Origin of the sequence: Streptomyces durmitorensis, assembly GCF_023498005.1 — a bacterium.
Lineage (GTDB): Bacteria > Actinomycetota > Actinomycetes > Streptomycetales > Streptomycetaceae > Streptomyces > Streptomyces durmitorensis.
In genome coordinates, this window is sequence record NZ_CP097289.1 from 7,931,489 (window position 1) to 7,953,941 (window position 22,453).

16 protein-coding genes are annotated in these 22,453 nt (G+C 73.0%); 3 read left to right on the forward strand and 13 right to left on the reverse strand.

The features are described from left to right. Positions 1-148 precede the first annotated feature (148 nt). From M4V62_RS35530 to M4V62_RS35580, 11 genes are all read right to left on the reverse strand, one after another. Positions 149-1,558, reverse strand: a complete 1,410-nt coding sequence (locus tag M4V62_RS35530) for a serine hydrolase domain-containing protein (RefSeq protein ID WP_249591279.1) — start codon at positions 1,556-1,558, stop codon at positions 149-151. A 195-nt stretch (positions 1,559-1,753) separates the two neighbouring features. Next, positions 1,754-3,418, reverse strand: a complete 1,665-nt coding sequence (locus M4V62_RS35535) for a PucR family transcriptional regulator (protein ID WP_249591280.1) — start codon at positions 3,416-3,418, stop codon at positions 1,754-1,756. A 132-nt stretch (positions 3,419-3,550) separates the two neighbouring features. Beyond that, positions 3,551-4,660 carry an o-succinylbenzoate synthase gene (gene menC / locus M4V62_RS35540; protein WP_249593148.1) on the reverse strand — a complete coding sequence of 370 codons (1,110 nt, stop codon included), beginning with the start codon at positions 4,658-4,660 and terminating at the stop codon, positions 3,551-3,553. Further along, a complete protein-coding gene (locus M4V62_RS35545; protein ID WP_425575232.1) occupies positions 4,657-5,568 on the reverse strand; it encodes a GNAT family N-acetyltransferase in 912 nt (303 codons plus the stop codon). Before M4V62_RS35545 ends, menC begins: the two co-directional genes overlap by 4 nt. Beyond that, positions 5,552-6,733 (reverse strand): M20 family metallopeptidase, encoded by a 1,182-nt coding sequence (locus tag M4V62_RS35550; protein WP_249591282.1) that lies wholly within the window; start codon positions 6,731-6,733, stop codon positions 5,552-5,554. Before M4V62_RS35550 ends, M4V62_RS35545 begins: the two co-directional genes overlap by 17 nt. A 1-nt stretch (position 6,734) precedes the next feature. Next, positions 6,735-10,160, reverse strand: coding sequence for a serine hydrolase (locus M4V62_RS35555; RefSeq protein WP_249591283.1), 3,426 nt, complete (start codon positions 10,158-10,160; stop codon positions 6,735-6,737). 42 nt (positions 10,161-10,202) lie between these two features. Further along, positions 10,203-11,255 (reverse strand): dipeptidase, encoded by a 1,053-nt coding sequence (locus tag M4V62_RS35560; RefSeq protein WP_249591284.1) that lies wholly within the window; start codon positions 11,253-11,255, stop codon positions 10,203-10,205. After that, entirely contained in the window at positions 11,252-12,226 is a 975-nt protein-coding gene (locus tag M4V62_RS35565) for an ABC transporter ATP-binding protein (protein WP_249591285.1), read from the reverse strand. Before M4V62_RS35565 ends, M4V62_RS35560 begins: the two co-directional genes overlap by 4 nt. Then, on the reverse strand, positions 12,223-14,472 hold the full coding sequence (locus M4V62_RS35570; protein ID WP_249591286.1) for an oligopeptide/dipeptide ABC transporter ATP-binding protein: 2,250 nt from the start codon (positions 14,470-14,472) through the stop codon (positions 12,223-12,225). Before M4V62_RS35570 ends, M4V62_RS35565 begins: the two co-directional genes overlap by 4 nt. Before the next feature lie 3 nt (positions 14,473-14,475). Next, positions 14,476-15,477 carry an ABC transporter permease gene (locus tag M4V62_RS35575; RefSeq protein ID WP_249591287.1) on the reverse strand — a complete coding sequence of 334 codons (1,002 nt, stop codon included), beginning with the start codon at positions 15,475-15,477 and terminating at the stop codon, positions 14,476-14,478. Between the two features lie 164 nt (positions 15,478-15,641). Beyond that, on the reverse strand, positions 15,642-16,346 hold the full coding sequence (locus M4V62_RS35580; protein WP_249591288.1) for a TVP38/TMEM64 family protein: 705 nt from the start codon (positions 16,344-16,346) through the stop codon (positions 15,642-15,644). Between the two features lie 49 nt (positions 16,347-16,395). Between M4V62_RS35580 and M4V62_RS35585 the strand changes: the two genes are divergently transcribed. The 3 genes from M4V62_RS35585 (at position 16,396) to M4V62_RS35595 (ending at position 19,513) form a co-directional block, all read left to right on the forward strand. Continuing rightward, entirely contained in the window at positions 16,396-17,094 is a 699-nt protein-coding gene (locus tag M4V62_RS35585; RefSeq protein ID WP_249591289.1) for a DNA alkylation repair protein, read from the forward strand. Between the two features lie 323 nt (positions 17,095-17,417). Then, positions 17,418-18,587, forward strand: coding sequence for an elongation factor Tu (tuf, locus tag M4V62_RS35590; protein ID WP_249591290.1), 1,170 nt, complete (start codon positions 17,418-17,420; stop codon positions 18,585-18,587). Positions 18,588-18,721: 134 nt separating this feature from the next. Further along, positions 18,722-19,513, forward strand: a complete 792-nt coding sequence (locus M4V62_RS35595) for a spermidine synthase (protein ID WP_249593149.1) — start codon at positions 18,722-18,724, stop codon at positions 19,511-19,513. Between the two features lie 468 nt (positions 19,514-19,981). Here the strand turns inward: M4V62_RS35595 and M4V62_RS35600 are convergent, their stop codons facing one another. Beyond that, entirely contained in the window at positions 19,982-21,304 is a 1,323-nt protein-coding gene (locus M4V62_RS35600) for an MFS transporter (protein WP_249593150.1), read from the reverse strand. 92 nt (positions 21,305-21,396) lie between these two features. Then, complete coding sequence (locus M4V62_RS35605; protein ID WP_249591291.1) at positions 21,397-22,434, reverse strand: DUF8017 domain-containing protein; 1,038 nt, start codon at positions 22,432-22,434, stop codon at positions 21,397-21,399. Positions 22,435-22,453 lie beyond the last annotated feature (19 nt).

The window sequence follows — 22,453 nt, forward strand, 5'->3', positions numbered from 1 at the left end:
GCGCTTACGGCGCCCACGGCGCTTACGGCGCCCACGGCGCTTACGGCGCCCACGGCGCTTACGGCGCCCACGGCGCTTACGGCGCCCACGGCGCCCACGGCGCCCACGGCGCCCACGTTGCTCACAGCACCCACAGCACTCACAGCACTCACAGCACCACCCTGCGGTCAGCCCGCCCGGTGTGCAGGAACTGGGCGTGGCCCGCTCCGTCGTCGCCGACGAACGCGTGCAGCCGGTGCACCCCGTGCTCCGGCTCGGCGGCGATCAGCGTGCCCTCGCGCGAGGCCACCAGCTCGATCCGCTCCCGCACGCCGCCGATTTCGGCGAAGATCCCCTTCGGGGTCCGCTCGGCCCATATCCGCCCCTCGGCGTCCTGGCTGACCACCGTGTCGGCGACCGAAGACGCGTACGTCCCGACGTACCGCGACGCGTCGACGCGCGGCGCCCGAGGGTCCGGCACCGGCAGCGCGGGCAGTTCGATGTCTGCGAGGTCGCGCAGGACGCGTCCGACGATCTCGGTGTAGAGGCCGAACGGATTGCCGCCGTTGGTCAGGACCGCCACCGCGATGTCGCGCCCCGGCACGACGCGCAGGAACGAGGACTGGCCGATGGTGCCGCCGTCGTGGCCGACGACGGTGCCGCCGGGGAAGTCGAAGATCTCCCAGCCGAGCCCCCAGGAGTCGCCCATGAGCCCCAGGCGCGGTACGTCCACCTGCGGCCGGCGCATGGCTCGCGCGCTGTCGGCGCCGAGTACGCGCGCGCCGTCCGGTCCCAGGCCGTCGGCCAGGTGCATCCGGGCGAACGTCAGCAGGTCGCGGGGCCGCATGGCGAGCATCGCGCCCGCCGCGGCGTTGGAGCGGACGAGCGCCCACACCGGCGCGGGCATCGGATCGGCGTCCGGGGTGGCCCGGATATGGCCGACCGCCGCCCGGTGCAGAATCGCCTCGTACGGTCCTGTGGCCGCGTGGGTGAGGCCCAGCGGGGCGAAGAGGTGCTCGCGCAGACACACGTCGTACGGCTTCTCGCGCAGCACTTCGACGACCCGGCCGAGCACGCAGTAGGCCGCGTTGTTGTACGAGAACCGCTCGCCCGGCGCGAACAGTTGGGGCGTGCCGCCGAGCGTGGCGACGAACTTCTCCAGGCAGTCGTCGCCCTGCCCGGTGTCGGTGAAGACGTCGCCCTCGAAACCGGAGACATGGCACATCAGCTGCCGCACGGTGATGCGGGCCGCGGCCTCGTCGTCGGCGAGCTTGAAGTCCGGCAGGTGGTCGCGCACGGGGGCGTCGAGGTCCAGTTTCCCCTCGTCGACGAGTTGCATCGCGAGGGTCGTCGTCCAGACCTTGGTGATCGAGCCGATCTGGAAGAGGGAGTCCGGTGTCGCGTCGACCCCGGTGTTCTTGCTGAGCACGCCCGCGGCGGCGTCGATCACCACGTCACCGAAGCTCACGGCGACGGCGGCACCCGGCACCTGGTTCTCGTCGAGCAGATCCGCGAGGCGTTCGCTCAACCAGGCCTGGAGGGCGTCGAGTTGCTGCCTCGGTGTCTGTGTCTTCGACATGCGTCTCCCTTGTCCGTCGAGCTTGTCCATCGAGCTTGTCCATCGAGCTTGTCCATCGAGGGTCTGGCAGCGAGGCTAGGCCGTGGTCCGCGAGCTGCGATTCGTCCGCGCGCACCATGTGGGAGGCCACGTTCCATCGACCGGCACCAAACCGGTGGGGTGAGCTGCTGGGCCCTGGCGTCGAACGGACAGGACCTAGGACCGGCGCGCGTGCGGCCACAGCCGCAGTTGCAGCATGGCGGCGAAGCGCGCGTCGGCGTCCGTGAGGTCGAGGCCGCCCACCTCGGCGAGCCGCCGCAGCCGGTAGCGGAAGGTGTTCGGGTGCACATGGACGGCGGCGGACGCCGCCGCCACGTCGCCGAACGCGTCGAGCCACGCCCGCAACGTCTCGACCAGGCAGGTGTGGTGCGCCGCGTCGTACGCGCCGAGCCGGGCCACCGGGCCGGACGGCGGGTCGCCGCGTTCGGCGATCACGTCCGTGAGTTCCAGGAGCAGCGACTCGACCAGTACGTCCGTGATGCGGGCCACCGAGCGGGTCCCCTCGCCCGCGCGCAGCACCCGCAGCGCCCGGTCGGCGCCGGCCCGGGACACGGGCAGGGCGGCGCTCTCCCGCGCGAGCGGGCCCACCCCGACGAGCAACTCCTGCCGTTCGCCCACGCGTTCAAGGAACTCGTCCGCGACCCGGCAGGCCCGCTCCTCGGCGTCGGGACGGCCTGCCGTGGCCGGGACGATGCCGTAGACGACGTCGCCCACGAGTGCGGCGGCCGAGCGGGGGTGCACGGCGGTCAAGTGCATCGCGAACGCGTCGGCGAGGCGCTGGCGTTCGGCCACGTACCGTGCGTGCCGCGCGGCGGACCGGTCGCCGTCCGTGCGGTCCGCGACGGCGAGGGCGAGCACCACGCCGGGCTGTTCGGCGAGTCCGAGCCGGGCGACGGCGTCGGCCGCGCCGGGCCCGCCCTCAAGGGCCGTGCCCACGAGGTCGGCGCGCAGCCGCCGTTCGACGTCGGCGCCCGCGCGCAGCCTCAGCAGATGCAGTGCGACCAGTTTGGACGCGTCGCGCAGCGCCTGGTCGCGCTCGGCGCTGAGCGGGCCGTGGACCGCGGCCCAGATGGAGCCGAGTATCTCGTCGCCGGCGCGGACGGCGAGGGCCACCCGCGGCAGGCTGAGATCGCCGCCCTCCACCTCCACGAGAGGCTCCACGTAGACGGGGCGGTCGCTGCGGTACATGGCCTGGAAGACTCCGCGCTCCTCCAGGACACGAGTGAAGCGTTCCGGCACCTGGCGCCCGAGGATGGTCTCGACGCGCGAGGAGTCCGCTTCGTCCTGCCGCCCGGAGAAGGCGAGCACACGCCAGCTGTGGTCCTCGAAGGTGACGGGCGCGTCCAGGAGCGCCCCGACCGCGTTGGCCAGCGCGAACAGGTCCCCGGAGGGCACCCCGCCCAGCGTTTCCCGGCCCGTCTCCCCGACGTCCCCCTCCGCGATGAGCGCGCGCAGCATCGCGGCGAGCTGCGCCCACGAGGCGCCGCGCGTCAGGCCGAGCAGCGCGACCCCGGAGCGCGTCACCGCCGCGGTGACCTTCTCGTCCACGGCGACCGGCGCGCGGACGACGAGGCCCGCGGCGCCTTGCGTGCCCAGGGCGTCGAGGAGGTGGACGATCTGCGCCGGACCGTGCACGGCGACACCGAGCACCAGCGCCTGCGGGGGCGGCACGGGTTCGTCGTGCGGGTCGTGGATGACGACGCCGCCGATGTCGTCGGCGCCGTTCGGGTCGCCGCACACGAGGTCGAGGAGGGTGGGCCCCAGGTCCTCGAGGACGCGCCGCAGGCTGGCTCGGGGATGGGTGGTCACCGGGATGAGCACGTTTCCTCCCGTAGGGGCGAGACACGGCTTCGGCTTCTTGTACGTCGGCGTCCTATACGTCGTATAGGCATTACGGGCTGTGATCTTACGGGGAGTTCCTCGCGTACGACAGGGGTGCGTGAGGCAGTGGCATCAGGCGGGAATCCACTCCGTGGAGACCGTCACCTCGTCGAGTGCGTCCGCCAGCGGCTCCACGCCGATGCCGGGCCCGGTCGGCACGGGCAGGTGGCCGTCTTCGAGGGTGAACGGCTCGGTGATGTCGGCGCGGTAGTAGCGGTCGGACGCGGAGGTGTCGCCGGGCACCGTGAAGCCCGGCAGCGCCGCGAGCGCGACGTTCGCCGCCCGCCCGAGCCCGGTCTCCAGCATGCCGCCGCACCACACGGGCACCCCGTGCGCCGCGCACACGTCGTGGATGCGGCGGGCCTCCAGATAGCCGCCGACCCGGCCCGGCTTGATGTTGACGATGCTCGTGGCACCCAGCGCGATCGCGTCGGCGGCTGCACGGGCCGAGGTGATGGACTCGTCCAGGCAGATCGGCGTACGCACCTGGCGGGCGAGTTCCGCGTGGCCGATCAAGTCGTCCTCGGGCAGCGGCTGTTCGATCAGGAGCAGGTCGAACGGGTCGAGCCGGGCCAGGTGGCGCGCGTCGGCGCGGGTGTAGGCCGTGTTGGCGTCGACCTGCAGCAGCACGTCGTCGCCGAACCGCTCGCGGACGGCACGCACCGGCGCCACGTCCCAGCCCGGCTCTATCTTCAGCTTGATGCGTACGTAGCCGCTGTCGAGGTATCCCGCGACCGCCTCCAGGAGCTCCGGCACCGAGTCCATGATCCCGACCGAGACCCCGCAGGGCACCCGCTCACGCACGGCACCCAGTTCCCGCGACAGCGGTACGCCGCGCTCGCGCAACTCCGCGTCCAGGACGGCCATCTCCAGGGCGGCCTTCGCCATCAGATGCCCCTTGAAGGGGCTGAGCGCGGGAGCGACCGCGGACGCGTCGAGCCGGTCGCGGCGGCCGGTGAGCGCGGGGACGAGGAAGCGGCGGAGCACGTCCGCGCAGGCGTCGACGTACTCGGACGAGTACAGCGGATCGCTCATCGCGACGCACTCGCCCCAGCCCTCGGCGTCGGGCGTGACGGCGCGCAGCAGCAGGGCCTCGCGCACGGTCTGGGTGCCGAACGAGGTCCTGAACGGCGCCACCAGCGGCATCCGGACGCGGCGGATCTCGACTCCGGTGAGCTTCATGGCGTGTGCTTCCATTCCGTGTTCTTCCTTTCGACGATGTACCGGCCGTCCCGGTCGAAGCCGGTGATCCGCGCCCCGTCCGCGAGCAGCCCGCCCAGGACGTCACGCAGGGCCGAGCGCCAGTCGGCGGCCCGTGCGGGGTCGGTGGCGCGCAGTTGCTCGATGTCGGCGGGCACGGCCACCAGGACCGTCGGGCCTTCGAGGGTGCCGAGGACGGGGGTCTCCCGCGGGGAGACACCGAGGGCGGTGACGGCGCCCGCCGTGGGGCGCGGCGCCGGGCGCTGTCCCGCGCAGGCCAGGGCGACCTCGGGGGCGGCGAGGCGCCAGGTGACCAGGAGGCGGTCGGTGTCGTCGGTGCCGTTGATGCCGTCGTTCATCGGGCCGTAGAAGTTGGGCAGGTACTCGGTGGCCGCGGCGGCCAGTTTGCCGAGGTTGAAGTAGGCGTTGCGGCGCACGAGTGGGTCGAACGTCCAGGAGATCTCGGCCACTTGGCGCTGGAGCGCCCAGGCCCGCTGGTGCAGTTTCAACGCGTGGCCGACGCTGCGGCCGCGCATTCTTGCGGCCACGCCGGCGATGTGGCTGTGCAGGGCCCCGGCGGCGGGCGGCGAGAAGAACCCGACGCAGGCGCCGACGAGTTCGCCGCCGTCGAAGGCGCCGCCCACATAGCTGCCCGCCTTGGTGAACGCGCGCAGCAGTTCGGTCGTCACCGGCGGGTTCTTGCCGTCCGGCCGCCAGATTCCCTCGTAGAGGCTCTGTACGGCCTCCAGGTGCGCCAGGTCGGCGAGTTGGCACACGGAGACGCGGGCCGAGCGGGCCGCGGACTCCGCCGCGGCGACCGCCTCGGCGGTCACGTCCCCCGCGCCCGCGGTGCGGCCCGTGTCGCTGGACAGATCAATCACTGGTGTCATCTTCTTTGCCGTGGGGGCGCTGGGCGTGATCAAGGAGTTCCCGCAGCAGTGCCGTGAGCAGGGCGGTCCGCCGGGGCAGCTCGGCCACCTCGACGTGTTCGTGGTCGGCGTGGGCGCCGCCGCCGACGGCGCCGAGGCCGTCCAGGGTGGGGGTGCCGACACCCGCCGTGAAGTTGCCGTCCGACGCGCCGCCGACGGCGACCGCCGAGAGCGGTCCGACGCCCAGGCCGTCGGCGATCCGGGCGGCGCGCGCGAACAGGTCCCGCGACGCGTCGCGGGACATCGGCGGCCGGTTGGGACCCCCGACGACCTCGACTCGGGCGCCGTCGAGCACCGGCCGAAGCGCCCGCATCGCGACGTCCACGCGATCCTGCTCGGCGGTGTCGCGCACCCGCACATCGACGGCGAACCGTCCCTCTGCGGCCACGGTGTTCGTGGTCGTGCCCGCGTCCAGCACGGTCGGCGTGACGGTCGTTCCCGCGGCGGCGTCGCCGAGCGCGGCGGTGGCGAGGATCTGGTGCGCCGCCTCGACGCTCGCGTTCACGCCCAGGTGGGGTTCGAGCCCGGCGTGGGCGGCGCGGCCCCGCAGCAGTACCTCGTACCGCGACACTCCCTTGCGTTCCGTCTTCAGGGCCCCGCCGTCCGCCGACGCCTCCAGGACGAGGGCCGCGTCGCAGCCGCGCGCCTCGGCCTCGATGAGCGCGCGGGACGAGGGCGAGCCGAGCTCCTCGTCGCCGGTGACCAGGACGGTCACGCCGTCGGTGCTCTCCAGCGCGGCCAGGGCGTGGAACGCCATCACCACGCCGGTCTTCATGTCGAAGCAGCCCGGCCCGCGCAGCACGCCGTTCTCGACGCCGAACGGATGCGTGGCGAGCGACCCGACGGGCCACACCGTGTCGTGGTGCCCGACGACCAGGACGCGGCGCGGACCGTCGCCGAGCCGCCAGCGCAGGTGGGTGCGCCCGTCGAGGACGATGCGCTCGGGGGCGGCGGCCAGGTGTGCGGCGCCCACCTCGGCCACCAGATCGGCGCTGCGGGCCACGGCCGCGAGGTCGGCGGACGGCGACTCGCAGCGCACCAGGAGTTCGATGTCGGCGAGGATCTTGGGCAGCGCCGCCTCGAAGTCCCGTACGAGCGAAGCTGATTGAGGTGCGGGGACGGTCATGTCAGCTCACCTTCGGGGTGGTGCGGGCGCTGTAGTGGACGTACGGCTCACCGGTCGGCAGCGTGTAGAAGGTGACCGGGACCCAGGTCCGCGTGCCGGGCTGCCGGAAGACGAACCGGGAGTCGCCGACCGGGACGAGCGCGAACTCCTGGGTGGGCGTGGGGTCCAGCGCGGCGAGGGGCCCCGTCACGGTCTGCAGCAGCCTCAACTCGCCTTCTGCCGTGTGTACTTCGATGAGGGCGCCGGCCCGCTCGTAGACCCCTGTGTACCGTGCGCCGTCGACGGTCGGCGGCCGGTCGGCGGGGGTCAGGGGGCGGGGCATGGTGACGCCCGCCAGCTCGGCGAAGATCTCCCGGTACAGGTCCTCGTACAGGTCCCGGGTGTTGCCGCCGTTCGTGAGCAGCGTCACCGCCAGGCCCTGGTCGGGCAGGATCCGCAGGAACGCGGACTGGCCGATGGTGTTGCCGTCGTGTCCGTACAGCCGCTGTCCGTCCCAGCCGAAGCGGATCCAGCCGAGGCCCCAGGAGTCGCCCAGGGTGTGCCGGTCCGGCAGGTCGGTCTGGTGGGCCGCCATCCGTGCCGCGCTCTCCTCGCTCAGGACACGGGTGCCGTCCGGGCCGAGGCCCCCGGTCAGATGCAGCCGCGCGAAGGCGAGCACGTCAGCGGTGTCGGCGCTGATCAGCCCGGCGGGGCCGACCGAGCGCGGTAGCCCCCACACCGGGGCGGGCGCGGGATCCGCGTCGCCGTCGGCGACGTGTCCGACGGCGGCGCGCAGGAGGAGCGCCTCCTCGGGGAGCGTCAGCGCACGCTTCAGGCCGAGCGGTGTGAAGAGGCGTTCGCGCAGCGCGCCGTCCCAGGTGAGCCCCGTCAGCTTCTCGATGACCCGCCCCGCCAGGTTGAAGCCCGAGTTGCAGTACGAGAACGTCGCGCCGAGGGGATGGCTCTGGAGCGTCTCCTCCAGGAGTTCGACGTAGCGCTCCAGGCAGTCGTCGCCGCGGCCGGTGTCGGTGAAGACGTCGCCGTCGATGCCGCTGGTGTGGGTGAGCAGGTGCCGCATCGACACCTGCTTGGTGACGGCCGGGTCGGCCAGGCGCAGTTCGGGCAGTACGTCGACGAGCGGGGCGTCCAGGTCCAGCTTGCCCTCGTCGACGAGCTGCAAGACGACGGTCGACGTCCAGACCTTGGTGATGGACCCGATCTGGAAGACCGAGTCGTCGGTGACGTCGACGCCGGTGGCGGTGTTCAGGACGCCGTGGTGGGCCCGCAGGACCTCATCCCCCGCGCCGTCCGAGTGCCCCGCGCCGTCCGCGCCGAGCCGCAGAATGCCGAGGGCCGCGCCGGGAACCCGGTGTGCCGTGGCCAGTTCGGCAAGGCGGCGCTGCCAGTGGGCCGTGTCGAGCGGCACCTTGCGCGGCCGTCCTGGCTCACCTGCGTACTGCTCCACCCAGTCCACGACGCGCCAGTTGAAGTCGGCTCGGTGCGAGGGCGGGCCGTCGAGCGGGAACAGGTGCGCGCCGCCCGGGTAGAGGACCAGCTCGGTGGGCACGCCTCGCGCCCGCAGCGCCGTGAACCACTGCTCCGCCTGCCCGACCGGGCAGCGCTCGTCGGCGCCGCCCTGCAGGACGAGGGTCGGGGTGCTCACCTGGTCGACGTGGGTGAGCGGCGACTGCCGCGCGTAGTGCTCGCGGTCCGTCCACGGCGGGCCGCCCAGCTCGGCCACGCCGAGCAGGTGCGCGGCGTCGGACGTACCGGCGACGCTGGTCAGATCGCTGACCACACCGCCCGCGACGGCCGCGGCGAACCGGTCGTCACGGCTGGTCAGATAGCAGGTCATGAACCCGCCGTAGCTGTACCCGGTGACGGCGAGGCGCCGCGGGTCGGCGATCCCCTCGGCGACGAGCTGGTCGAGGGGCTCGGTGAAGTCAGCTGCGTCCTTCAGCCCCCAGCCGCCGAGCGCCGCGGTGAAGAACTCCTCGCCGTAGCCGTCGCTGCCCCGCGGGTTGAGAAGCAGCACCGTCCAGCCGCGGGCGGCGAGCACCTGGTGGTAGAGGTGCCCGGAGTCGGCCGCGCCGTTCCACGCGTTGTGCGGGCCGCCGTGGATGTCCAGGAGCAGGGGAGCGGGGCCGCGGCGCGCCGGGTCGCGCACCAGCCAGCCCTGCACCACCGTGCCGTCGGACACGGTGAACTCCCGTTCCTCGCGCACGAACAGCGCGGGAGCCTCGGGAGCTTCGGGACCTTCAGGAGCCTCGGGGCCGCCGTGCCCGGTGCGGGTGGTGACCGTCCTGGTGGCGAGGTCGACCGTGGCGATCTCCCCGTAGGAGGTCGCGGTGGACAGGACGACCGCGACGGTGTCGCCCGCGGTGGACACCCCGCTGACCTGGACCGCGTCACCGCCGACCACGCGACGCGGGGTGCCGCTCCCGTCGGCGCCGACTACGTACAGATGGGTGCAGCCGCGGTCGCGCAGGCAGACGAGTACGTCGCGTCCGTCGGCGGTGAGCCGGGGCAGCGCACCGGGGTAGGCGGGGCCGCCGAGCATGAGGTTGCGGTCCAGGGCGCCCGTGAGGTCGGCGGGCGGGGTCGCCTCCGCGCCGTCCACCGGCACGCGCAGCAGCCGGGCGTGGCCGACGGCGGTGCCGGCCGAGCCGACGACGAGGAGCGCGTCGCCGTCCGCCGACCACGTCACGGCCGCGGCCTGTCCTTCGGCCGACCCCACGCGTACGGGCTCCGCCTGGCGCGGGCCCACATCGACGACGTACGCCGCGCTGCGGAACGTCAGGTCGGAGTCCTCGTCGCGTGCCGCGGGGAACGCCAGGCGGGTGCCGTCGGGTGACCAGGCGGGGGCGGCGGCGTGCCAGTCTCCTCGCGTGATCTGCCGGACCTCGCGGTCGGCGACGCCGACCACGTGCAGGTGGGTGCGGACCGTGCGCAGCAGGCCCGCGCCGTCGGCCTTGTAGTCCAGGCGCCGGGCGACGACGGGCGCCTCGGCCCGCGCGTCGTCCGCCGTGCCGTCGTCCGCCCCGCCGTCGGACGCCGTGGGGTCGACCGGCGCGGTGAACGCGAGCGCGCCGCCGTCCGGGCTCCACACCGGCGCGCCCGCGCCGAGCGGCAGCGTCGTGAGCTGCTCGGGCTCGCCGCCCGCCATGGGAAGCAGCCACACCTGCGCGGGCCCGTCGCCCGGCGTGCGCAGGAAGGCGATCCGGGTCCCGTCGGGTGACCAGGCGGGGGCCAAGTCAGCGGTCCCGCGCGTCAGTTGGCGTGGGGTGCCGCCGGTGGCGCCGACCTGCCACAGCGTGCGTACGTCGCGGTCGGCGTCGCGGTCGGCGGTGCGCAGCACGTACACGATCTCGGAGCCGTCCGGCGAGACCGCGGGCTGCTCGGGCACCGCGAAGTCGTACAGGTCGTCGATGCGCAGGCGTGGGGTCACGGTGCGCCACCTCCTAAGAAGTCGGACGTCGGGGGGCGGTGGTCAGGAGGCGGGCTGTCCCAGGCCGTCACGGAAGAGGCGGAGCACGTTGCCGCCGAGGACCCCGGCGACGTCGCCGTCGGCCCAGCCGCGCCGCAGCAGGCCCTCGGTCACCAGCGGAAGCCCGGCGGGACCTTCGAGGCCCGGCAGGAACTGGTCGGTGCGGACGCCTTCGATCACGGGGTGCGCGCAGCAGGGCGGGGTGGTGTCGGCCATGACCTCCTGGACGAAGTCCGGGCCGAGACCGACGTGATCGAGGCCCGCGACGTCCGCGAGGTGCTCGATGTGGTCGACGAGCCGGTCCAGGGTGTAGTCGCTCTCGTGGAGGAACGGGGCGAAGAAGTTCACGCACACCACGCCGCCGTTCGCCGCGGTGGCCTTCACCTGGTCGTCGGTGAGATTGCGGTGGTGGTCGCGCAGCGCACGCGCGGAGGAGTGCGTGGCGATGACCGGCCGTGATGCCAGCTCCAGCACGTGGTCCACACCGGCCGCACCGAGATGGCTGATGTCGAACATCATGCCGATGCGCTCCATCTCGGCGAGCGCGGCCACGCCCGCCCGGGTCAGCCGGCTCCCGGCCGCGTCCTCGCCGCTGCCGTCGGCGAGCGGGGTACGTCCGAAATGTGCGAGGGAGGCGATCCGTACGCCCAACCGGTAGAGGGTCTCCAGGAGTTCGACGTCCTCGGCGACGCCCGGAGCGCTCTCCAGGGCGAGCACGAGCGCGATCCTGCCGTCGTCCAGGGCGGCGTCCACCTCGGCGCCGTCGCGGCAGAGCCGGACCGCGTCGGCGTTGCCCGCGGCGATGCGGTGCGCGGCCTCGATCATGCGCAGCGTCTGGCGCAGCGCTCCCTCGGGCCGGTACGTGTCGTCGATGAACACCGGAAGCACCTGTACGTTTACGCCGCCCGCCAGGAGCTGGGGCAGCCACTGCTCGCGGAAGAACGCCGCCCACTGGTCGACGGGCCTGGCCGTCACCGCGCAGAGCAGGTCGTTGTGGGTGTCGGCGACGACGCTGCGCCGGTGCAGCTCGGCGGCTTGGCTCGGTGCCGTGGTCATGTGTGGGTTCCCTTCGGCTCGGCGGGTTCCCCCGCGAAGTGACAGGCAGCCAGGTGTGGACGCCGCTCGGCGTCCTGCGCGGGGTCGGCGGTGCGGCAGAGGTCGCGGCCGGTCCTGGCGAGAGGGCCGAGCGCGCACCGCGGGTGGTAGCGGCAGCCGGGTGGCGGGCGGTGCGGGTCGCTCGGCTCGGCGTCGGCGGTGCCCGCGCCACCGTTGTCCTCGAACAGAGGAGTGTTCCAGGACGGGGCGGCGCTCAACAGGGCGCGGGTATAGGGGTGTTGAGGATCGGAAAGCACCTGCTCCGCGGGTCCCGCCTCGACGATCCGCCCCAGGTACATGACGGCGATGACATCGCTGAGATGGCGCACGACGGCGAGGTTGTGCGAGATGAACAGCATGGACAGGCCCAGACGCTGCCGTACGTCCCGTACGAGATTGAGCACGGCGCCCTGCACCGACACGTCGAGCGCGGACGTGATCTCGTCGGCGATCACCACCCGCGGCTTGCCGGCCAACGCGCGCGCCAGCGCCACGCGTTGGCGCTGGCCGCCGGAGAGTCGGCCGGGCAGGGCAGTGGCGCGGTCCGGGTCGAGATTGACCAGTTCGAGGAGCCGCGCGACCTCGGCCCGCTTCTCCTTCGCCCGCTCGCCGCGCGGCATCGCCTCGCCGATCGAGGCGCCGACGCTCATGCGCGGGTCCAGCGAGGAGTACGGATCCTGGAACACCATCTGCAGCGGACGGCGCCCCGTCAGGTGCCGTACGTCGGTGCCGCCGAGCAGCACCCTTCCCGCGCTGACGGGCGCGAGGCCGACGGCGCTGCGGGCGAGCGTCGACTTCCCGGACCCCGACTCGCCCACCAGGCCCACCACTTGGCCGGACGGCACGGTCAGACTGACGCCGTCGACGGCGGTGAGTCCGCCGCGCCGGCTTCCGTACCGCACGCTCACCCGATCAAAGACCAGCTCGCTCACGCGCCACCTCCGGCGGCCTCGACGTCGACATGTGAACCGCTGCCCGGACCTGGAGGGCGGGGCTCGGGCCCGACGCCCTGCGGATGCCAGCAGGCCACTCGGTGCGCGCCTTGGCCGGAGCTCACGTCCGAGGGCGCCGGATCCTCGGCCCGGCACCGCTCGTCGGCGAACGCGCAGCGCGCGGCGAACGCGCAGCCCGCGCCCACCTCGCCGGGCTCCGGCGGCCGCCCCGGGATGACCGCGAGCGGCGCGTCCCGGTCCGTGTCGAGCGCCGGTACGGCGGCCAGGAGCGCCCGGGTGTAGGGGTGGCGCGCGGCGGTGCGCAGACCGGCGGTGGGCAGGTCCTCCACGATCCGCCCGGCGTACATCACCAGGACCCGGCGGCAGCTCTGCGCCACCACGGTGATGTCATGGCTGATCAGCAACAGCGCGGCGGGTACGCCCTGTTGACCTGCCCCGGCCTCGCTCTGTCGCGGTGCCCCGGCCTCGCTCTGTCGCGGTGCCCCGGCCTCGCTCTGTCGCGGTGCCCCGGCCTCGCTCTGTCGCGGTGCCCCGGCCTCGCCCTGCCGCGGTGCCCCGGCCTCGTCCTGTCGCGGTGCCCCGGCCTCGCTCTGTCGCGGTGCCCCGGCCTCGCTCTGTCGCGGTGCCCCGGCCTCGCCCTGTCGCGGTGCCCCGGCCTCGCCCTGCCGCGGCACCCCGGCCGCACCCTCTTGCCGTGCCCCGGCTTCGTTCTCCCGCACCTGGGCGAGCAGCCGCAGCACCTGGCGCTGCACGGTGACGTCCAGGGCGGTGGTCGGCTCGTCGGCGATGACCAGGCGCGGCTCGCCCATGAGCCCCATCGCGATCATCGCCCGCTGCCGCATGCCGCCGGAGAACTCGTGCGGATACTGGCGTGCCCGGCGCTCGGCCGCCGGCACCCGCACCTCGCGCAGCCGCTCGACGGCCCGCGTGAGCGCCTTGCCGCGGGAGAGCCCCTGGTGCTGCTCGGAGACCTCGGCGAGCTGGCGTCCGATGCGCCGGGTCGGGTTGAAGGAGGTCATCGGATCCTGGAAGACCAGCGCGAGCGACGTACCGAGAAGCCCGCGGGCCTCGGCGTCGGACGCCCTCAGGAGCGGCGTGCCGAGGAAGTCCAGGCGAGCCGCGGACACCACTCCCGGCGCCTCGATCAGCCGGGAGACACCGAGCGCGGTCAAGCTCTTCCCGGAGCCGGACTCACCGACCACACCGACGGATTCCCCGGCGCCGACGGTGAAGCTGACGCCCCGCACCGGCGTCACGGGCCCCGATGCCCCGGGGAAGGAGACGCGCAGATCCTCCACGACCAGCACGGGGTCGCCCGCGGCGGACTCCCTCGACACGGCCACCGTCGCCGCGCCCTTGGCCTTCCGGGAAGCGGGAACCTTCGGAGCCGCCGAGGCACGCGCCCCCACCACCCCCGCCACCGTCTCCCCGAACAGATTGAACGCGAGCCCGGCGACCACCACCGCGACACCCGGCGCGAGGGCCGCCGTCGGATTGACGTAGATCTGGTTGAGCCCCTCCCCGAGGAGCCGCCCCCAGTCGTACTCCGGTGCCTGCACCCCGATGCCGAGGAACGAGAGCCCGGCGAAGGCGAGCAGCGCCATCCCCGCGCCGATGGTGGCGTTGACCACCAGCGGCTCGCCGATGTTGGGCAGCACGTGCCGCACAAGGAGACGGAACCGCCCGACCCCGGCCACCCGCGCCGCCGCCACGAAGTCCCGCCCCGCGATCCCCGCGGCCAGCGTCTGCGTGAGGCGGGCGAACGCGGGCGCCATGGCGAGCCCGATGGCGAGCACCGCGCCCTTGGCCCCGACCCCGAAGATCATGGCGAAGAACAGGGCGAGCAGCAGCCCGGGGAAGGCCACGGCGATGTTCACGACGGAGGTCACGAGCCGCCCCGCCCACCGGGGGAGCACGGAAGGTGCCGTCCCCAGGAGCGTGCCGGTCACCACCCCGATCGCCGTGGCCGTCAGGGCGAGCAGGAGGGAGAGCCGTGTCGCGACGAGGACGCGGGCGAGAACGTCCCGCCCCAGGCTGTCCGTGCCGAGCAAGTGCGCGGCGGTCGGCCCCTGTTGGAGCGCGTCCACGTCCACCGCCGACGCCCGGTCGCCCCACAGCAGGGGCGCGAACAGGGCAAGGGCGAGCAGCACCACCAGCAGCGCGGCGGAAGCGGCCCCCACGGGGGTGCGCACGACGGCCAGGGTCTTCGTACCGGCGTTCCGCATGGCTCAGGCCTCCCGGATCGTCGAGCGCGGATCCAGCAGCGCGAGCACCACGTCGACCAGCAGATTCACGGCCAGTACGCCGATCCCGTAGACGAGGACGATCCCCTGCACCACGGGGTAGTCCTTCTGCTGGATCGACTGCACGATCGTCGAGCCGAGGCCCGGCCACGCGAAGACGTTCTCCACCAGGACCGTCCCGGCCACCAGGCTCGTCAGGACCAGGCCGCCCATGGTCAGCGTCGCGGTGAGCGCGTTGGGCAGCGCGTGCCGTGCGTAGATCCGCCGGGCGGGCAGCCGTTTGGCGCGTGCCGTGCGGATGAAGTCGTCGCCGAGGACGGCCAGCATCTCGACCCGCACGATGCGCGCGAGGACGGCGGCGGGGCCGACGGCCAGCGCGAGCACGGGAAGGACGTACGAGGCGAAGCCCCCGCGCCCGGCCACGGGGAACCACCCCAGGTGGACCGAGAACACGTAGACGAGCCCGACCGCCAGCAGGAATTCGGGCACGGCCGCCAAGAGCACGCTGGTGGACGTGAACGCCAGCTCCCCGCCCCTGCGCCGCCCGCCCCGGGTCAGGACGGCCATCACCACACCGACCGGAACCGCCACCACCATGGCGACGGCGAACGCCGCGAGGGCCAGTTGGGCGGTCGCAGGCAGGCGGTCACCGATCTGCTGCGACACCGGCAGGCCGCTCAGGACGGACGTGCCGAAGTCACCGCCGCACACCGAGCGCAGGTAGTGCCAGTACTGGGTGAGGAGACCGTCGTCGAGGCCCAGCGCGTGGCGCCGCGCGTTCACCGTCTCCACCGGCGCCGTCATGCCGAGCGCGGAGCGCACCGGATCCCCGGGCATCAGATGGATCATCGCGAAGGCGGCGGTCACCACCACCCACAGCGACACCACGAACCGCCCGAGCCGCCGCCCGAAGAAGGACAGCCACGGGCTTTCCAGCACTCCCGCCGACGCACCTGGTGGTGCGGGCCTGGCAACCACAGTGGACACCGGCAACGACCTCCGTCGGACTCCGTGTCGGAATGACTCCGTTTCGGAACCCAGCGAGTGTCGCGCCGGTCAGGCAGCGGGCGATTCGTTCCCGCGCACAAGAAGAACCGCTCGGCTTGTGCCACAGGACAAGGCGTGCGGTTCTTCGCGCCCCTGCGCAGGCTCTACCGGCCCCGCAGCTGGTGGCGCTTGAACCAGGCCACCAGTGCGCCCGCGAGGCCCGTCACCGCGATGAAGCCCATCGCGACCAGGAAGGCCGGGGACGTCGGCGTCGACGCGCGGGCGCCCGCGATGACGTACGCGGCGGTGTTCGGGATCGACCCCAGGCCGGTGGCGAGCAGGAACGGCAGCCATCCCATGCGGGAGACCGCCGCGCAGTAGTTGGCGGCCGCGAACGGCACCCCGGGGAACAGCCGCGCCGCCAGCATCGACCGGAAGCCGTGCCTGCTCAGCTGCCCGTCTGCTGCCCGGAGCCAGCGCCCGCGGAGCAGCGGGCGCAGCGCGTCCTGCCCCAGCATCCTGCCGAGCCCGAAGGCGATCCCGGCGCCCAGGACCGTGCCGGCGAGGGCCGCGGTGAGGCCCGCCTGCGAACCGAACAGGGCGCCCGCCGCCAGATTGAGCAGCGGACGCGGCACGAACGCCGTGGTGCACAGGCCGTACGCGACGGCGAACACCGTCACGGCGGCGACGCCGCCCAGCTGCCGGAGCCCGCCGTCGGACAGGAGCCGCTGCGGCTCGAAGAGCAGCACGCACGTCCCGGCCGCCGCGAGCAGCACCACCAGCAGAGACAGCCGCGACCAGGGCGAGAGCAGCGCCCTGGAACAGCGCACGGCGAGGCCCTGCGGGCGGGTGGCGGCGGTGTCGAGCATCCGGGGAGACTAACCGACATATGTGTGTGATCGCCGTATGGTGCGTCTCATGAGCGTCACAGTCCCGGGCAGCGACTTGGCGGACACCGTCATGGAGCGGCTCACCGCGACGTACCCGACGGCGGCCGATCCGGAGCGGGCCCGGCAGGCGCGGGCGTACATGAAGGACGTCGCCCCCTTCCTCGGACTGCCTTCGCCGCTGCGCCGTGAGCTGGACCGCACGGTCCTCGCCGGGCTCCCGCGCCCCGACGAGACCGACTGCACCGCGATCGCGCTGCGCTCCTGGGAGCTGCCGGAGCGCGAGTACGCGTACTTCGCGGGCGACTACCTGCGCCGCCACGTGGAGCATCTCTCGTCGGGCTTCCTGCCGGTCGCCCGCCACCTCGTCACGACGGTCTCCTGGTGGGACACGGTCGACGCGCTCGCCGCGCACGTCGTCGGCGGTCTGGTCGCCGCCGACCCGAAGCTCAGGGCCGAGATGGACGCCTGGATCGAGGACGAGAACCTGTGGGTGGCCCGCACCGCCCTCCTCCACCAGCTCCGGTACAAGGACGCCACCGACACCGAACGCCTCTTCGCCTACTGCCTGCGCCAGTCCGGCCACCCCGACTTCTTCATCCGCAAGGCCATCGGCTGGTGTCTGCGCGAGTACGCCAAGACCGATCCGGACGCGGTACGCGGCTTCGTCGGGCGGGAGCGCGGACGCTTCGCGCCGCTCTCGGCGCGCGAGGCCCTCAAGAACCTCTGACCGCACCGGACTTCACGCCCGCCCGGAGCGCACGGACCACCCGGCGAAAACCATTCGACGTACCCCCGGCCGTCGGCAATGATCTGCCACATGTTCCGGTACGCCTTTCACGCAGCTTCGCCCGCGGTCGCGGGCGCTGCGGAGGCTGCCGTCCTCCACTTCGCCGCACTTCCTGTCGACGGCGCCCGACGCTGACCCTCCCCGGACACTCCGGCGGACCCCATAGGGGGAGGGTCGGTTCGGCCCCGGGGTCCCCGTCCCGAGCGCGCACGCGATGGCGTGAGCCCAGGACTTCAGCTTCGAGTTCCCCAGAAGGAACCGCCATGTCCAAGACGGCATACATCCGCACCAAGCCCCACCTCAACATCGGCACGATGGGCCACGTCGACCACGGCAAGACCACCCTGACCGCCGCCATCACCAAGGTCCTCAGCGAGCGCGGCACCGGCACGTTCGTGCCCTTCGACCGCATCGACCGCGCCCCCGAGGAGGCGCAGCGCGGCATCACCATCAACATCTCGCACGTCGAGTACGAGACCGACACCCGGCACTACGCCCACGTCGACATGCCGGGCCACGCCGACTACGTCAAGAACATGGTCACCGGGGCCGCGCAGCTGGACGGGGCGATCCTCGTCGTCTCCGCGCTCGACGGGATCATGCCGCAGACCGCCGAGCACGTGCTGCTCGCCCGCCAGGTCGGGGTCGACCACATCGTGGTCGCGCTCAACAAGGCGGACGCGGGCGACGAGGAGCTCACGGACCTCGTCGAGCTGGAGGTGCGCGAGCTGCTCTCCGCGCACGGGTACGGGGGCGACTCCGTACCGGTCGTACGGGTCTCGGGGCTGAAGGCGCTTCAGGGCGACCCGCGGTGGGCCGCCGCCATCGAGGCGCTGCTCGACGCGGTGGACACCTATGTGCCCATGCCCGAGCGGTACGTCGACGCGCCCTTTCTGCTCTCGGTGGAGAACGTGCTCACCATCACCGGGCGCGGAACCGTCGTCACCGGAGCCGTCGAGCGCGGTCAGGTGCGGGTCGGCGACCGGGTGGAGGTGCTCGGGGCGGAGACGGAGACGGTCGTCACCGGGCTCGAGACCTTCGGCAAGCCGATGGAGTCCGCGCAGGCCGGCGACAACGTGGCCCTGCTCCTGCGCGGTGTGCCACGCGACGCCGTGCGACGCGGGCACGTCGTCGTGGAGCCGGGGAGCGTCAGTCCAAGCAGCCGCTTCACCGCCCAAGTGTACGTCCTGTCCACCAAGGAGGGCGGACGGTCGACGCCGATCGCGACCGGCTACCGGCCGCAGTTCTACCTCCGCACGGCGGACGTGGTCGGCGACGTCGACCTCGGCGACGCCGCCGTGGCCCGGCCCGGCGACACCGTCACCATGACGGTCGAGCTCGGCCGCGACATGCCCCTGGAGACGGGGCTCGGCTTCGCGATCCGCGAGGGCGGCCGCACCGTCGGCGCGGGCACGGTGACCGAGGTCGGCTGACGGCCGCGATGCCCGCCCGGCTCGGGGGATCCACCCCCGGGCCGGGCGGGCACAATGGAGCGGTGACTGAGGACGAACGCGCGGACGAGGCGATAGCCGTCATCAAGGACGTGGATCACGGCACCGCCAAACTGATGCCGGACGTGGACCGGCCCCGCGCCTGGCTGCTCACGGTCGACGGGGCGCCTCAGTCGTACGTCGATCTGGACGCGCCCACGCATCTGGAGTTCGAGTACGCGCAGCGGCTCGCCCACGTCATCGACACCGCGGCCGACCCCGACCGCCCCCTGGACGTCGTCCACCTCGGCGGCGGCGCACTCACCCTGCCCCGCTATGTCGCCGCGACCCGGCCGGGATCGCGCCAGGACGTCGTGGAGGCGGACCGAGGGCTGCTCGAACTCATCACCGAGCGGCTGCCGTTGCCCGCGGACTCCGGGATCACCGTGCACGGCGCGGACGCCCGGCAGTGGCTCGAAGCGGCGGCACCCGACAGCACCGACGTACTCGTCGCCGACGTCTTCGGCGGCTCACGGGTACCCGCCCATCTCACCTCGATGGCCTACGCGCGCGCCGCCGAGCGGGTCCTGCGGGCGGGCGGCGTCTACGCGGCGAACCTCGCCGACGGAGCGCCCTTCGACTTCCTCCGCTCGCAGCTCGCCACCTTCGCCGAGGTGTTCGGGCAGGTCGCGCTGATCGCCGAGCCGACCGTGCTGCGCGGCCGCCGGTTCGGCAACGCGGTGCTCGTCGCCTCGCACGAAGCGATCGAGGTCGAGGCACTGGCCCGGCGGGCGGCGGCCGACATCTTCCCGGCACGCGTCGAGCACGGGGCGGCGCTACGCCTGTTCACCGGTGACGCGAAGCCGGTGCGGGACGAGGACGCGGTGGCGTCACCTGAGCCGCCCGGCGGGGCGTTCAGCATCGGTTGAGGATGCCACCGGGGTCTCGATCGGGAGAGCGTACGGCTCGGTGGCCGAGGGGGCAGTAGAGGAAGTGGCCGTCTTGGCGATCGCCTTGGGTGCCGTGTGTCTTCATCGGTGGCGCGTAGCCGGTGCGGGGCGATGGCGTGGTGGCGTCAGCCGAGCCGCCCGGTGGGGCTTTCAGCGTCGGTTGAGGGTGCGACTGGGGTCTCGATCGGGAGAGCGGCAGAGGAGGTGGCTGTCTTGGCGATGGCCTTGGGTGCCGTGTGCCTTTATTGGTGGCGCGTAGCCGGTGCGGGGCGATGGCGTGGTGGCGTCAGCCGAGCCGCCCGGTGGGGCTTTCAGCGTCGGTTGAGGGTGCGACTGGGGTCTCGATCGGGAGAGCGGCAGAGGAGGTGGCTGTCTTGGCGATGGCCTTGGGCGCCGTGTGTCTTCATTGGTGACGCGTAGCCGGTGCGGGGCGATGGCGTGGTGGCGTCAGCCGAGCCGCCCGGCGGGGCCTTCAGCGTCGGCTGACGTTCCCAGCGGGGGGCCGGGCGGGGGGAGAGCGGCCGCCTTGGCGACCTCCTTCGACGCCGTGCGCCGCGTCAGATTGCGCACGTCCGGGACGAAGAGCACCAGCGCCGTCACCAAGACCACCAGCGCCGCGCAGCCCCACAGCGAGGCCGAGCGCCCGAAGGCGAGCTCCGCGGGGCCCGCGAGCGCCGTGGCGAGCGGGACCATCGCGATCGAGCCGAACCAGTCGTACGCGGCGACCCGCGACAGCTTTTCCTCGGGGATCTCCTGGTGCATCGTCGTCATCCAGGAGACGCCGAAGACCTCGATCGCGACGCCGCTGACGAACATCACCGCCGCCAGGCCCCACACCGGCAACGGCACCGCGAGCGCCGCCGAGGGCAACGCGAGTGGGAAGACGCAGAGGGTGCCCGCCAGCAGCAGGCGCCGCGGCTTCCACCGCATCATCAGGAACGCGCCGCCGACCGTGCCCGCACCGAACGCGCCGAGCGCCAGACCCCAGGGCCCCGCGCCGCCCAGTTCGTCCCTGGCGACCAGCGGGCCGAAGACGGCTTCGGCCGCGCCGACCACCGCCACCACCACGGAGAACTGCGCGACGATCGCCCACAGCCACGGCCGGCCGATGAACTCTCGCCAGCCTTCCCGCAGATCGGAGAGCAGTCCGCCGCCGGGCTCGCGCTTCGGGATGTGGCTGACGTCGAGGAACGACCGCAGGGCTCCGGCCGCCGCGAACGCCACCGCGTCCACGGCGAGCACCCAGCCGGGCCCGATCGCCGCGACCATCAGACCGCCGAGCGCGGCGCCGCCGAGGCCCGCGCCCTGCATCGCCATGCGGTAGAGGGCGAAGGCGCGGCTCGCCTGTTCGCCGCTGACGGTCGACATCAGCATGCCTTCGGCCGCCGGGCCGAAGAACGCCTGGCCGGTGCCGCCGAGCGCGGTGAGCAGCATCATCGACCACAGCGGGGGCGTGCCGGAGATGACGAGCACGGCGAAGACCGCCTGCGAGAGGCAGTTGAGCGCGTTCGCCGCGACCATCACATGGTGGCGCGGCAGCCGGTCGGCGACGGCGCCGCCGATGAGCAGGAAGAGCACCAGCGGCAGCGTGCGGGCCGCCGCCACCAGACCCACGTCCCCGCCGTCTCCGCCGGAGTCGAGCACAGCGAACGCCGCCGCGATCAGGGCGCCGTGGCTGCCCAGGTTGGTCACGATCGCGGCGGCGGTCAGCAGGCTGTAGTTGCGCCCTGCCCAGGCGGGGCGGCGCACGGCGGCGGGTTTGGTCACCAGGGGACTATCCCCGCCGGAACACCGACTTGCCAAACCGTTTCCGCCCGGGGCAGGACCCCGTCAGCGGCTCAGCGGCTCAGCGGCTCAGCGGCTCAGGACTCCTCGCCGTCGCCCTGCAGCCGTACCGTGCTGAGGATCTTCTTCACCGTGGCGTCCGGGATCTCGTCCTTCACGCCCTTCGCGCCGTACAGCGACCACGCGACGTACTCACCGTCGCTGTTCTTGAAGGAGAACGTCGTGGCCTTGCCGTCCGAGTCGCACTTGTCGTTCTTGGTGACGCCGGAGGTCGTGGAGGTCGCGACGCTGCCCTTGATGCCCGACGTGGTGGTGTACGACTCCACCTTGCCGACCTTGATCTTCTTCTTGTCGGCCTTCTTCTGGTCCGTGTAGCCGCCGAAGACCCACCACGCGGAGTCGTTGCGCGCGACGTCCTTGGTGTTCTTGGCGCCGTTCTGGCCCTTGGTGCCGACCGCGCCGAGGGCGGTGTCGTCCTTGGTGCCGTCCTTGTCGTCGTCCGAGGAGCACCACTTGGACTTGTAGTGCGCGGGCGCGGACATGCCGATGAGCGCGCTGCCGTCACCCTTCTCGCTGTCCTCGAAGCCGATGAAGGTGTCGGGGGTCGCCACCTCCCAGTCGGCCGGGACGTCGAAGGCTGTGCCCCACTTGGGGTTCACGACGACCTGCCAGCCCTCGATCGTCGGCTTCGGGCCCTTGCCCGTGCCGCGCTCGGTGCCGCCGTCGTCGGTGGGGCTCGGCTTCGGAGCCGCGGACTTGGCGGGAGTCTTCTTGTCCGGCTTGCCGTCCGCCTCGTCGTCCTTGTCACCACCGAGGACGAGGAAGCCCGTGACACCGGCGGCCACCACGACGGCGAGCGCCGCGACGATCGCGGTGATCTTTGTCTTGTTCCCGTCCCCGCCCTGCCCGCCGCCCGGCTGGGGCGGCATCGGCGGCGGAGTGGGCGCGGCCCACTGAGGCTGCTCCGGCTGCGAGTAGGCACCCGAGTGCGGCTGCTGCTGGTACCCCGGCTGCTGATACGGGTTCGGCTGCTGGTACCCCGGCTGCTGGTACGGGTTGGGATTCTGGTCCTGCGGGTTCTGCTCGCCCCCGGGCGGCTGCTGTCCTGGCCACATGGGCAGTAACCATAGAGGG